At 71.7% G+C, this 12,814-nt stretch carries 12 protein-coding genes; 4 read left to right on the top strand and 8 right to left on the bottom strand.

All coding sequences use genetic code 11. From position 1 onward, the window contains the following. The 3 genes from rbfA to VFV89_RS13225 form a co-directional block, all read right to left on the bottom strand. Positions 1-388: 30S ribosome-binding factor RbfA (gene rbfA / locus VFV89_RS13215; RefSeq protein WP_329706413.1), on the bottom strand; the 388-nt coding region annotated here is incomplete at its 3' end. Beyond that, on the bottom strand, positions 385-3,144 hold the full coding sequence (gene infB, locus VFV89_RS13220) for a translation initiation factor IF-2 (protein ID WP_329706414.1): 2,760 nt from the start codon (positions 3,142-3,144) through the stop codon (positions 385-387). The genes infB and rbfA, both read right to left, overlap by 4 nt. Positions 3,145-3,235: 91 nt before the next feature. Next, positions 3,236-3,574 carry a YlxR family protein gene (locus tag VFV89_RS13225; protein ID WP_329706415.1) on the bottom strand — a complete coding sequence of 113 codons (339 nt, stop codon included), beginning with the start codon at positions 3,572-3,574 and terminating at the stop codon, positions 3,236-3,238. Positions 3,575-3,649: 75 nt separating this feature from the next. On the opposite strand from VFV89_RS13225, the gene VFV89_RS13230 reads away from it, so the two are divergent. Then, positions 3,650-4,243 carry a histidine phosphatase family protein gene (locus VFV89_RS13230; RefSeq protein WP_329706416.1) on the top strand — a complete coding sequence of 198 codons (594 nt, stop codon included), beginning with the start codon at positions 3,650-3,652 and terminating at the stop codon, positions 4,241-4,243. 9 nt (positions 4,244-4,252) lie between these two features. Then, complete coding sequence (locus VFV89_RS13235) at positions 4,253-6,028, top strand: aminotransferase class V-fold PLP-dependent enzyme (protein ID WP_329706417.1); 1,776 nt, start codon at positions 4,253-4,255, stop codon at positions 6,026-6,028. 406 nt (positions 6,029-6,434) lie between these two features. Here the strand turns inward: VFV89_RS13235 and VFV89_RS13240 are convergent, their stop codons facing one another. The 3 genes from VFV89_RS13240 to rimP all read right to left on the bottom strand — a co-directional run bounded on the left by VFV89_RS13240 (position 6,435) and on the right by rimP (position 8,702). Further along, entirely contained in the window at positions 6,435-7,163 is a 729-nt protein-coding gene (locus VFV89_RS13240; protein WP_329706418.1) for an acyl-CoA thioester hydrolase/BAAT C-terminal domain-containing protein, read from the bottom strand. 70 nt (positions 7,164-7,233) lie between these two features. Then, a complete protein-coding gene (nusA, locus tag VFV89_RS13245) occupies positions 7,234-8,208 on the bottom strand; it encodes a transcription termination factor NusA (RefSeq protein WP_329706419.1) in 975 nt (324 codons plus the stop codon). Positions 8,209-8,210: 2 nt separating this feature from the next. Further along, positions 8,211-8,702, bottom strand: coding sequence for a ribosome maturation factor RimP (gene rimP / locus VFV89_RS13250; protein ID WP_329706420.1), 492 nt, complete (start codon positions 8,700-8,702; stop codon positions 8,211-8,213). A gap of 109 nt (positions 8,703-8,811) precedes the next feature. Here rimP and VFV89_RS13255 point away from each other — a divergent pair, with 109 nt between their 5' ends. Beyond that, positions 8,812-9,330, top strand: a complete 519-nt coding sequence (locus tag VFV89_RS13255) for a hypothetical protein (protein WP_329706421.1) — start codon at positions 8,812-8,814, stop codon at positions 9,328-9,330. After that, entirely contained in the window at positions 9,327-9,764 is a 438-nt protein-coding gene (locus VFV89_RS13260; protein ID WP_329706422.1) for a ferritin-like domain-containing protein, read from the top strand. The genes VFV89_RS13255 and VFV89_RS13260 overlap by 4 nt, the downstream gene beginning before the upstream one ends. 192 nt (positions 9,765-9,956) lie before the next feature. Here the strand turns inward: VFV89_RS13260 and VFV89_RS13265 are convergent, their stop codons facing one another. Continuing rightward, positions 9,957-10,658 (bottom strand): HAD family hydrolase, encoded by a 702-nt coding sequence (locus tag VFV89_RS13265; protein WP_329706423.1) that lies wholly within the window; start codon positions 10,656-10,658, stop codon positions 9,957-9,959. A 50-nt stretch (positions 10,659-10,708) separates the two neighbouring features. Further along, positions 10,709-11,572, bottom strand: a complete 864-nt coding sequence (locus VFV89_RS13270) for an alpha/beta hydrolase (protein ID WP_329706424.1) — start codon at positions 11,570-11,572, stop codon at positions 10,709-10,711. Positions 11,573-12,814: the final 1,242 nt, after the last annotated feature.

Here is a 12,814-nt window from a genome sequence, read left to right on the forward strand (position 1 = left end):
CGCCGGCGTACGACGCGTTGGCCCTGGCCGCCGCCACCGCCTCGTCGGACTGCCGCGCCTTGGCCAGCACCTCGTCGAGGTGCCGGGCGCTCTCGGGCAGCGCGTCGTGGACGAACGTCAGCGTCGGCACGTGCCGCATCCCGAGCTGCTTGCCGACCTCGGAGCGGATCAGCCCCTTGGCCGAGGCCAGCGCCGCCGCCGTGCCGTCGAGGTCCGAGTCGGCGCCCAGCACGGTGTAGCACACCGTGGCCTGCTGGGTGTCGCCGGACACCCGCACGTCGGTGACGGTCACGAACCCCAGCCGCGGGTCCTTGACCCGCCGCTCGAGCATCTCCGCCACCGTCACCTGGATGCGGTCCGCGATCTTGCGAACTCGAGGGCTGCTCATCCCCGCGGGATCTCCCGCATCTCGAAGGCCTCCACGACGTCGCCGATCTTGATGTCCTGGAAGTTCCGCAGGACCAGACCGCACTCGAAGCCCTCGCGGACCTCGGTGACGTCGTCCTTCTCCCTCCGCAGCGACGCGAGGTCGAGGTTGTCCGCGACGACGGCGTTGTCGCGGAGCAGCCGGACCTTGGCGTTGCGCCGGATGACACCGTCGGTGACCATGCAGCCGGCGATGTTGCCGATGCGGCTGGAGCGGAAGATCTCCCGGATCTCGGCGGTGCCGAGGCGAACCTCCTCGAACTCCGGCTTGAGCATCCCCTTGAGGGCCGCCTCGATCTCCTCGATGGCCTGGTAGATCACCGAGTAGTACCGGATCTCCACGCCCTCCTTGTCGGCCATCTCGGTCGCCTTGCCCTGCGGGCGGACGTTGAAGCCGATGATGATCGCGTCGGACGCGGCCGCGAGCATCACGTTGGTCTCGGTGATCGCACCGACACCGCGGTCGATGACCCGCAGCGACACCTCGTCGCCGACGTCGATCTTGGCGAGCGAGTCCTCGAGCGCCTCGACCGAGCCGGACACGTCGCCCTTGAGGATGAGGTTGAGCTCCTGGCTCTCGCCCTTCTCCATGGAGGCCATGAAGTCCTCGAGGGTACGGCGCACGCGACGCTTGGCCTGCATGGCCGCCCGCTCACGCGACTCGCGCTTCTCGGCGATCTGGCGGGCCATCCGGTCGTCGTCCACGACGATGAACGTCTGGCCGGCACCCGGCACCGCGGTCAGGCCGAGCACCTGGGCGGGGCGCCCCGGGTCGGCTTCCTCGATGTTGTCGCCGTGCTCGTCGAGCATCGCCCGCACGCGGCCGTGGCCGGCGCCGGCGACGATCGAGTCGCCGACGCGCAGCGTGCCGCGCTGGACCAGGACCGTGGCCACCGGGCCACGACCGCGGTCGAGGTGGGCCTCGATCACGATGCCCTGGGCGTCCTGGTTGGGGTTGGCGCGCAGGTCGAGCGACGCGTCAGCGGTCAGCACGATCGCCTCGAGCAGCTTGTCGAGGTTGGTGCCGGCCTTGGCCGAGACGTCGACGAACATCGCGTCGCCGCCGTACTCCTCGGGGACCAGGCCGTATTCGGTGAGCTGGCCCCGGACCTTGGTGGCGTCGGCGTCGGGCTTGTCGATCTTGTTGACAGCGACCACGATCGGCACCCCGGCGGCCTTGGCGTGGTTGAGCGCCTCGACCGTCTGCGGCATCACGCCGTCGTCGGCCGCGACCACGAGGACCGCGATGTCCGAGGACTGCGAGCCGCGGGCACGCATGGCGGTGAACGCCTCGTGACCCGGGGTGTCGATGAAGGTGATCCGTCGCTCCTGGTCGTCGACCTCGGCCGTGACCTGGTAGGCGCCGATGTGCTGGGTGATGCCACCGGCCTCCTTGTCGACGACGTTCGCGTCGCGGATCGCGTCGAGGAGCTTGGTCTTGCCGTGGTCGACGTGGCCCATGACGGTGACGACCGGCGGGCGTACGGCGAGGTCGGACTCGTCGCCCTCGTCCTCGCCGAACTCGAGGTCGAAGGACTCGAGCAGCTCGCGGTCCTCGTCCTCGGGCGAGACGACCTGGACGACGTAGTTGAGCTCCTCACCGAGCAGCTCGAGCGTCGCGTCGTTGACCGACTCGGTCGCCGTCACCATCTCACCGAGGCTGAACAGCATCTGGACGAGCTGGGCCGGCTCGACCCCGATCCGCTCGGCGAAGTCGGTGAGCGAGGCGCCTCGGGGCAGCCGGACGGTCTCGCCGTTGCCCTTGCGGACGCGCACGCCGCCGATCGTCGGGGCCTCCATGGCCTCGAACTCCTGGCGACGGGCCCGCTTCGACTTGCGGCCGCGCCGCGATGGCCCACCGGGCCGGCCGAACGCGCCCTGCGTGGAGCCGCGCTGACCGGGACGGCCACCGCCACCGGGACGGCCACCGCCACCGGGGCCGAAGCCGCCGCGCCCGGGCGCACCGGCACCCACGCCACCGCGGCCGGGAGCGCCACCGCGGCCGGGGGCACCCGGGCGGCCGGGAGCACCGGCCCGTCCCGGACCTCCGGCACCGCCGGGGCCACGGCCGAAGGCGGCCGGGGACTTGGGCATCATCGCCGGGTTGGGGCGCGGCATGCCGGGCCGTCCACCGGGCATCGGCGGGCGCGGCGCGCGCTGCCCGTCGGCGCCCTCGACGCCACCCTCGGTGCCAGGACGAGGCGCCGGGCGGCGGCCCATGCCCTGGCTCGACGCGAACGGGTTGTTGCCCGGGCGCGGCGCGCCGGGGCGGCCGACCGGCCGCGGGGCCGGTGCCTTGGGGGTCGCCTCGGTCGAGGCGGCCGCGGCCGGAGCCTCGGGCTCGGCCGGCGGCTCGGGCGTCTCGCGGGTCTCGGGGGTCTCGGCGACAGCCGGGGCCTCGGGCTCGGCCGGAGCGGGCACCTCGGGGGCGGCCGGCTGCTCGACCTCGACGGTCTCGGCCGGCGCGGCTGCCTTCTTGGCGGCGGCCTTCTTGGCGGGGGCCTTCTTCGCCGCGGGCTTCTCCTCCGCGGGCGCAGGGGCCTCGGACGCCGCCTTCAGCAGGTCGGCGTACTCCTTCTCGAACCGCTTCTCGACGGGCAGCTCGATGGTGGATGAGGGCGACTTGACGTACTCGCCCATCGCCTGAAGCTTCTCGAGGACCAGCTTGCTCTCGAGGTTGTACTTCTTGGCGAGTTCGTGAACTCGGGTCTTGGCCACGTTTCTCCTTCTGGCCCCTCGACCCGGTCCGGGTTGTGCTCGAGAGGCGTTAGCGGTTGTGCAAACTCATCGGGAGTTACTCATCGAGTGCTCATGAGCTGCTGCTCCAGCCTTCTTCTCGGTCTGTGTCTGCTCTGTCCTGTGCTGCGCGGGCTTCGATCCACTCCCCCACCGCCGCGCTCTCCAGCCGGCCCGGACCCCTCCCACTTTGGACTCGGAGGGCCCGGCCGAACGCCTTCTTGCGCACGGCGAGCTCGTAGCACGCGGTCGTGGGGTGCAGGTGCGCCCCGCGACCGGGTGCGGTGCCCAGCGGATCGGGTAGGACGACCGGGTGGCCGTCCGTGTCCGAGCCGACGGTCACCCGCACCAGCTCTCGCTTGGCGGCTCGCGCTCGACATCCGATGCAAGTCCGGACCGGTTCGCTCACCACCGAGGGTCAACACTACCGCTCAGGGCCCATGTTCCCGAAGCCGGGCGCTCCGCGCGCCCGACGTACGCTCTCAGCGTGACCGCCCTCCAGTGCGCGACGACCTTCGTGATCGCGCGCCATGCCGAGGCCGAGTACGAGACGTCGGAGTGGGACGACGAGGGTGGCTCGCTGACCCTGCGGGGCCGCCGGCAGGCCGCTGAGCTGGCCGCGTCGCTGCGCACCCGGCGGGTCGCGCACGTGTGGACCAGCACCCTGGCCCGGGCCGTACAGACCGCCGAGATCGCCGCCGCGGCCCTCGGGGTGGGTGTGACCACCCGGAAGGGGCTGCGGGAGTTCTCCTCCGGCGACCTGGCCGGCACCACCCGCGACCTCGACCCGTTCCTCGAGACCTACGCGCGGTGGCTCGAGGGCGAGCTCGACGTCCGGCTGCCCGGCGGGGAGACCGCGCGGGAGGTCGTCGACCGGTTCGGGGCGGTGCTCCAGGAGGCCGCCGACCTGCACCCCGGCGAGACCGTGCTGGTGGTGTCACACGGAGGCGCGATCGGGGTCGGCGTACCGAACGTGGCCCGGATGCAGGCTCAGCGGCAGCAGCTCGACAACTGCGACACCGTCGAGGTGCTCGCCGACGCTGACGCCTGGGTCTGCACCAAGTGGGGTGCAGCGGACTAGATTCCGCGCATGGGGGCCCAGCCGACCGAGTCGCGTGACTGGTGTGCCATCCCGCCGCGGGACCCGGCCCTGACCGACCCGCCTATCCTGCGCCGGATCCGCGAGTCGGTGATCGGCGACGAGCAGCTGATGCACGGGCCGTTCGGACCGCGGCGGGTGACCTACGCCGACTACACCGCAAGCGGCCGGGCGCTCACCTTCATCGAGGACTTCATCCGCGACGAGGTGCTCCCCCGCTACGCCAACACCCACACCGAGAGCAGCGGCACCGGGCTGCAGACCACCCGGCTCCGGGAGGACGCCCGCGCGCAGATCCACCGCTCGGTGAACGGCGACGACGACACCGTGGTCATCTTCTGCGGCAGCGGCATGACCGGTGCGCTCGACAAGCTGGTCGGCATCCTCGGCATCCGGATCCCCGCCGACCTCGACCACCGCTACCACCTGTCGGCCCTGATCCCCCGCGAGCAGCGTCCGGTGGTCTTCATCGGCCCCTACGAGCATCACAGCAACGAGCTGCCCTGGCGGGAGTCGATCGCCGACGTCGTGACGATCCACGAGGACGCCGACGGCCACATCGACGTCGACCAGCTGCGCAGCGAGCTCGAGCGGTACGCCGACCGCCAGCTCAGGATCGGCTCGTTCAGCGCGGCCTCCAACGTCACCGGCATCGTGACCGACACCCACCGCATCACCCGGCTGCTCCACGAGCACGGGGCGCTGGCGCTCTGGGACTTCGCCGCGTGTGCGCCGTACGTCGACATCGAGATGAACCCGCACGACCCCTCCGACACCGCGGCCCGCAAGGACGCGATCTTCCTCTCGCCGCACAAGTTCATCGGCGGGCCGGGCACCCCCGGCGTCCTGGTCGTCAGCCGCCGGCTGCTCACCAACTCGGTCCCCGACGTGGTCGGCGGCGGCACGGTCTCCTACGTCAACCCCCAGGAGCACCGCTACATCGTCGATCCCGCGCACCGCGAGGAGGGCGGGACGCCGGCCATCGTGGAGTCGATCCGGGCGGGGCTGGTCTTCGGGCTCAAGGACGCGGTCGGCGTACCGACCATCCGGGCGCACGAGGAGGACTTCCTGCGCCGCGCGGTCACCGCCTGGCACGAGCACCCGGCCATCGAGGTGCTCGGCAACCTGGACGCCGAGCGGCTCTCGATCGTCTCCTTCGTGGTCCGCCGCCCCGGTGGCCGCTACCTCCACCACAACCTCGTGGTCTCGATCCTCAACGACCTGTTCGGCATCCAGAGCCGCGGCGGCTGCTCCTGCGCCGGCCCCTACGGCCACCGGCTGCTCGGCATCGACCTCGAGCGCTCGCACGAGTTCGAGCGAGAGATCGCCGGCGGTTGCGAGGGCATCAAGCCGGGCTGGGTGCGGATCAACTTCAACTACTTCCTGAGCGAGGCGGTCTTCGAGTACGTCGTCCGAGCGGTCACCCTCGTCGCCGACCACGGGCACAAGCTGGCGCCGCACTACCTCTTCGACCCGGCCACCGGGCTGTGGCAGCACCGTCGAGGCCCGGTCGAGCCGCCGCTGCGGCTCACCCACCTCTCTTACGACGCCGACGGCGTGCTCACCTACCCGCGCCAGCACGACTCCGCCCCCGAGTCCGCACTCGAGGGCTACCTGGCCGAGGCGGTGGAGCTCTTCGAGTCTCTGCCCGACGTGACGGATGACGACGCGGTCGGCGACCTGGTCAGTGCCGACTTCGAGCACCTGCGGTGGTTCGATCTGCCGGCGGTGTGTCTGCAACCGGCCGTGGTCGCTCCCGAGGTGTAGGGGTCACCGGATATCCGGTGACCGCTGAGCTTCTGTACCGAGATCTCGGCACAGAAGCAACGGACTCGGCACAGGAGTGGTGCCAGAGTGACGCGAGTGACTTGAGTGCCTGCCACCCCAGCCGCTGATGGTTGCGGTCAGGTACGGCCAGACCAGCTGACCGAGCTCGGCGTCGCGGGCTACCGACATGCCGAGTGGCGGTGGGTGATCAACCGCGCTGGGCCAGGCTGCGGTCGACCGGTCAGCGCTGCCTTGGCTGCGCGATCTGATGGGCGCGCGATACCCCACGGCGCCGTCACAGTCACCGGATATCCGGTGACCGCTGAGCTTCTGTACCGAGATCTCGGCACACAAGCAACGGACTCGGCACAGGAGTGGTGCCAGAGTGACTCGAGGGACAGGAACCTCAGCCGCCGACGATCCCCACCAGGTGCGGCCAGACCAGCCGACCGAGCTCGGCGTCGGCCTCCGGCGTACCGCCGTGGACCAGGTGCGACCGAGGCGCGGGCTGCTCGCCGGGCAGCACCACCCGGTGGCCGGCGGCGGGATGGGTGACGAGCACCGTTGGCAGTCCGGCGGCCGAGCGCCGCGCCACGATCTCCTCGGCCATGTCGCAGGACGGCCAGAGCCGGTCGTCACCGCCGGCCACGAGGAGTACGTCACCGGAGATCCGCTCGACGGGGAGCCGGGCGGCGGGCACCCGGTCGGCGTAGGTCTCCAGGCTCTGCTCGTACATGCCGACGTACTCCGGCGGCGAGGTGTCAGGCTCCCAGCCGTCGTCGTAGGGGACGAACGACAACGGCTCGCCCCCACGCGTCCACGACGAGCGCTGCGGACGGTCGGTCGACAGTGCGGCCCACACCACGTGCGGCGCCGAGATCGCGACCACCGCGTCGATCTCCTCGTGCATCGCCCCGAGCAGGAGCGCGGCCTCGGCGCCCCGGGAGGTGCCCATCACCACCAGCCGATCGCACCGCTCGTGCAACACCGACAGCGCGTCCTCGAACGACTCCAGGGGCACCAGGTCGACCGCCTCGCCGAACCAGCGGTACGACGCGGCCGTCGCGCCGAGCCCGGCGAGCACGTCGCACCGCGCGGACTCGACCCGGCCGCTGGAGCCGGCCAGTACGAGCACGCCGGTGGGACCGTCGCCGGCGAGGTACAACGCGGCTACCAGCCCGGGCTGCGGTGTGTTTCGACTCGCCTCACTGCTCGGCCGCCTCATCCGACCTGATGTCGATCCGCCAGCCGGTCAGCCGGGCGGCCAGCCGGGCGTTCTGGCCCTCCTTGCCGATGGCCAGCGACAGCTGGAAGTCCGGGACGATGACCCGGGCCGAACGGGCCTCGAGGTCGACGATCTCGACCGCGTTGACCCGGGCAGGCGACAGCGCGTTGGCGACCAGCTCCGCGGGGTCGTCGGACCAGTCGACGATGTCGATCTTCTCGCCGTGCAGCTCGGACATCACGTTGCGGACCCGCTGGCCCATCGGACCGATGCAGGCCCCCTTGGCGTTGACGCCGGGCGTCGTCGAGCGGACCGCGATCTTGGTCCGGTGGCCGGCCTCGCGGGCGATCGCGGCGATCTCGACAATGCCGTCGGCGATCTCCGGGACCTCCAGCGCGAACAGCTTCTTGACCAGGTTGGGGTGCGACCGGGACAGGGTGATCTGCGGCCCGCGCATCCCCTTGCGCACCGAGAACACCAGGCACTTGATCCGGGTGCCGTGCTCGTAGCGCTCCCCCGGCACCCGCTCGGCCACCGGGAGCAGCGCCTCGAGCTTCCCGAGGTCGACCATGACGTCGTCGGGGTTGCGGCCCTGCTGGATGACCCCGGAGATGATGTCGCCCTCCTTGCCGGAGAACTCGCCGTACCGGATGTCGTCCTCGGCGTCACGGAGCCGCTGCAGCATGATCTGCTTCGCCGTCGTCGCCGCGATCCGCCCGAACCCCTCGGGCGTGTCGTCGTACTCCCCGATCTGGTTGCCCTCGTCATCGACCTCGGCGGCCATCACCGTGACGTGGCCGCTCTTGCGGTCGAGGACGACGCGTGCGTGCTCGGCGGCACCGGGGGTCTTCTGGTACGCCGTGAGGAGCGCCTGCTCGATCGCCTCCACGAGGACGTCGAAGGAGATCTCCTTCTCACGCTCGAGGCTGCGCAGGATGCTGAGGTCGATGTCCACGGTCAGTCCTCCCCGTCGTCTGGCTGGGTCTTGCGGTTGAACTCGACCTGGACCAGCGCCTTCGCCACGTCGGCGTAGGGGAGGTGGCGCTGGGAGCCGTCAAGGTCGAGCGTGACGGCGTCGTCGGTCGAGCCGGCGATCCGCCCCGTCACGGTCTGCCCGTCGGTGGTGGTCACCTTGACCAGCCGGCCGAGGTTGCGACGCCAGTGCCGGGGCAGCGTCAGCGGGCGGTCCACGCCGCGCGAGGTCACCTCGAGCGTGTAGGGCTGCTCGCCCATCACGTCGCTGGCGTCGAGCACCTCCGAGACCTTCTTGGTCGCGTCGGCGACGTCGTCGAGCGTCACGCCCTCGTCGCCGTCCACGGCGATCCGCAGGATCCGTCGCTTGCCTGCCGGGCTCAGCTCCACCGCCTCGACATCGAGCCCGAGCGCACTCAGAGGGGCCGCGAGCTGCTGCTCGATCTGGTCCCGGACGGCGTCGTGCTGCCTGGCCACGGAAGCGACCTCCTGTGTGCTGTTGTGGGGTGGTGCCTGGCCATGAGAAGAAGTGGCTCAGTCACCATAGCGGCCCGGTGGTGCGATGAGACCCGGCTAGGGTCGCGCCGTGCCCGACCGCCCGCTCGTACGCCGCCGCACCGCGGTGCTCACGCTGGCGGCCACGGTCCTCGCCACCGGCTGCGACCACGGCGACGACATCGGTGCGACGCCCCCCAGCCGTAGCCCGTCGGCCTCCGCGTCGACCTCCGCGTCGTCCCCCAGCGCGCCGGTCCGGACGCCGGACGAGGCGCTGGTCGACACGACGATCGAGCAGCTGGTCGCGGCGTACGGCGTCGTGGTGACGGCCCGCAGCCTCAAACCGTTGCGCAGGCCCCTGGCGCCCCTGGCCAGGGCGCACCGGCGGCACGTCGAGGTCCTCGAGGGCGAGCTCGAGGGCTGGACCGCCCCGGTGCTGGCGGACCGGAGCGCCGCGCTGCAGGCGGTGCACCGCTCCGAGAAGCAGCTGCACGCCGCCCTCGTCGACGCCGCGACCCGGGCCGAGAGCGGTGCCCTGGCCAAGCTGCTGGCCTCGATGTCGGCCTCGGTGACGCAGTTCCTGTCGACGCTCCCCCCGGCGGCGCCATGACCACCGAGCTCGACGCGCTCCAGGCCACCCTCGCCGCGGAGCACGCGGCGGTCTACGTCCTCGGCCTCATCGGCTCCCGCACGTCGGAGTCCGCCGAGGCCCCGCTCTACACCGCCGTCCGGGGGGCCTACGAGGCCCACCGCGACACCCGGGACGCCCTCATCGGCGAGATCGCGGGCCTGGGTGCGACCCCCAGCCCCGCTGCGGTCGCCTACACCGCACCCGCCGGACTCGACACGCCCGATGGCCGCTACCAGGCCGCGCTGGCCCTGGAGAAGGCGTGCGCATCGACGTACGCCGCGCTCGTGGGTGCCACCTCCGGGCCACGCCGGCTCGAGGCGATCGGGCTCCTCAACGACGCAGCGGCCCGCGAACTGTCGTTCCGGGGAACTCCCGAGATATTCCCCGGAGCCGACGAGTACGCGGACCGCTGAGGCGGACGCGAGACCCTGGATTTGGGCCTCCCACCCTGGTTCGTCCGGGCACGACTATGCGCCGCCCCGGCGCAGAAGGCGAGGGAGTCGGTTCTGCACAAGTTCGCATTGCAAGTTCTTGCAATTGTTGTGCGTCCGGGGCAATCGGCGTGGAGCCGCGTCCAAAACTGCGTGTTCGTGCGTCTACGCAGGTCAAACCCACTTCTTGACCAGCTGGGCCAGCTCGGAGAGGCGCTGGATGACCGCATCGGGCTCTCCCTCGGTGTGTCCGACCTGCTCGGGCGGGATGTTGCTGTGCGGCAGGTGGACCGCCTTCAGCCCGGCGTTGTGCGCACCCCAGACGTCGTCGAAGAGCCGATCGCCGACGTAGACGCACCGGGCCGGGTCGCTCACCCCGATCGCGTCCAGCGCCGCGGCGAACGCGAGCGGCGACGGCTTGGTCCACGCGATCTCGCTGGTGTAGATCGCGCCGTCGAGGAGGTCGAGCACGCCGTCGCGCTCGAAGATCCGCTCGTGCCACTCCCGCGGCCAGATGGTGTTGGAGAGCACGCCGACCCTGATGCCCGCCTCGCGCAGCTGCGACCACAGCGGCCGGACCGCCGGGTCGGTGTAGGTGTGCGGCTCCCAGAACTCCCAGTACGCCGTCAGCAGGTCAGGGTCGTGCTCGAGCCCGGCCTCGTCGAACAGGTCCGCGACGGTCGAGCTCTGCTGGTGGTCGCGGGAGCGGCTCCAGACCGCGGTGCCGGCGTGGTGCAGCCGCTCCCTCGAGACCTCGATGTCGTGGTCGGCGTTGACCACCGCCTGGGCCAGCGCCAGCGACTCGGCGTGGAAGTCGATGTCGTGCCACTCGGTGAGAGTGCCGCCCCAGTCGAAGATGACCGCCTCGATCGACATGGGCGGAAACCTAGTGCGGTCCCTGCTCCTTCCTGAACTCGCCGGCCTGGCTACGCGCGGCCCGCCCACGCCGCGATCTCCTCCGCCAGCCGCCCGGGCTCGTCCATCGGCACGAACGTGCTCGCGTCGCGGAACTCCACCAGCGTCGCGTCCGGGAACGTCGCGAGCAGCCGCTTCGCCAGTGCGTACTCGAAGGTCGGGTCCTCCGGCGCCCAGCAGAGCAGCACGGGCTTGTGGAAGGTGCCGAGCCACGACGCCGAGCCGGTCAGAAGCCCCGGACGCCACGCCCTGGTGAACGAGGCGACGTCGCGGCGTACGGCCGCGTCGGTGAGGTAGGGCCTGACCCACGGCCTGCTCTCCCCCGGCTCGATCCGGCGCCGCACCATCGGGCCGAAGGCGAGGGAGCTGTGCCGCAGCGTCGTGGAGCGCATCGTCTGGAGCAGCAGGAGGGCCAGCCACGGGTGCCGAGCCACCCGGAACAGGGTGTCGAACGGCGCGGGCGGGAAGTCCTCGAACGCGTCGCAGTTGGTCAGCACCAGCCCGCCGACCCGGTTGGGGTCCTCGTCGAGCAGCAGCTGCGCGATTCCTCCCCCGGTGTCGTTGCCGACGATGACCACGTCATCGAGGTCGAGGGCTTCGAGGAAGGACGCCACGACGCGCGCGACGCCCCTCGGCGACAGGTCGGCGCCCTCCTTCATCGCCTCGGTGTGCGACGCGAGCGGCCAGGTCGGCGCGTACGCGCGGAAGCCGGCCGCGCCGAGCCGCTCAGGTACGTCTGACCACAGCGTGTCGTCGACCAGGAACCCGTGCACGAACACCACCGGCCGGCCGCGCTCCGGCCCGCTCACCCGGTAGTGGACCCGCCCCGCCGGCAGGTCGATGGTGGTCCGCTCGCTGGCGTCGGTCTGCTGCATGGGTCGATGCTGCCGGACCCCGGGCTCCGGGTCGTCCACCTACGGTCGGAAGCTCAGCGCACGACGGCCGCCCTGGGTCGGAGCGGCCTGACCCGCGCAGCGACGACCACGGTGGCTGAGGTGCGAGGCGCCCCAGCGCCGAGCCTCGAAGCCAGGTGACCCGGGGCTGGGACCCACCCCGGGTGCCTTCGCTGCGGAGGTCTCGACAGGCTCGACCAGCGGAGGGCCAGCAGGTGCCTTCGCTGCGGAGGTCTCGACAAGCTCGACCAGCGGCGGGCCACCACGGTGGCTGAGCTGCGAGGCGCCCCGGCGCCGAGCCGTCACGGTGGCTGAGGTGCGAGGCGCCCCGGCGCCGAGCCTCGATGCCGGGTGACTCGGGGCTGGGACCCACTCGGGGTGCCGTCGCTGCGGAGGCTTCGAGGCTCGGCCGTGAACGGCCTCACACCTCAGCCACCGTGGACGACCCGGTGCATCGCTGCGGTGGTCTCGACGGGCTCGACCCGCGGTGGCTGAGCACGGTGGCTGAGGTGCGAGGCGCCCCGGCGCCGAGCCTCGAAGCCTGGTGACCCGGGGCTGGGACTCAGCCACCGGCGCGGGCGGCTCGCCACTCGGGGGCGGTCATCGTCCATGAGTCTAGGTTTGCCGCTCGGCTTGCCGACGAAGCCAGCCACGGTGGCTGAGGTGCGAGGCGCCCCCGACGCCGAGCCTCCAAGCTTGGTGAGCTGGCTGAGCACGGTGGCTGAGGTGCGAGGCGCGCCAGCGCCGAGCCTCGAGGCGGGTGAGCCGGTGCTGGGACCTACGCGGATGCCTTCGCTGCGGAGGCTTCGAGGCTCGGCCGTGAACGGCCTCACACCTCAGCCACCGTGGACGACCAGGTGCATCGCTGCGGTGGTCTCGACAGGCTCGACCAGCGGCGGGCCAGCAGGTGCCTACCCTGCGGTGGTCTCGACAGGCTCGACCGGCGGGGCCACCACGGTGGCTGAGGTGCGAGGCGCCCCCGGCGCCGAGCCTCGAAGCCAGGTGAGCCGGTGCTGGGACCTACGCGGGTGCCTACGCTGCGGAGGCTTCGAGGCTCGGCCGTGAACGGCCTCGCACCTCAGCCACCGACCGGCCAGCAGGTGCATCGCTGCGGTGGTCTCGACAGGCTCGACCAGCGGCAGGCCAGCAGGTGCCTACCCTGCGGTGGTCTCGACAGGCTCGACCGGCGGGGCCACCACGGTGGCTGAGGTGCGAGGCGCCCCC

Source organism: Nocardioides sp., from assembly GCF_036274455.1.
Classification (GTDB): domain Bacteria; phylum Actinomycetota; class Actinomycetes; order Propionibacteriales; family Nocardioidaceae; genus Nocardioides.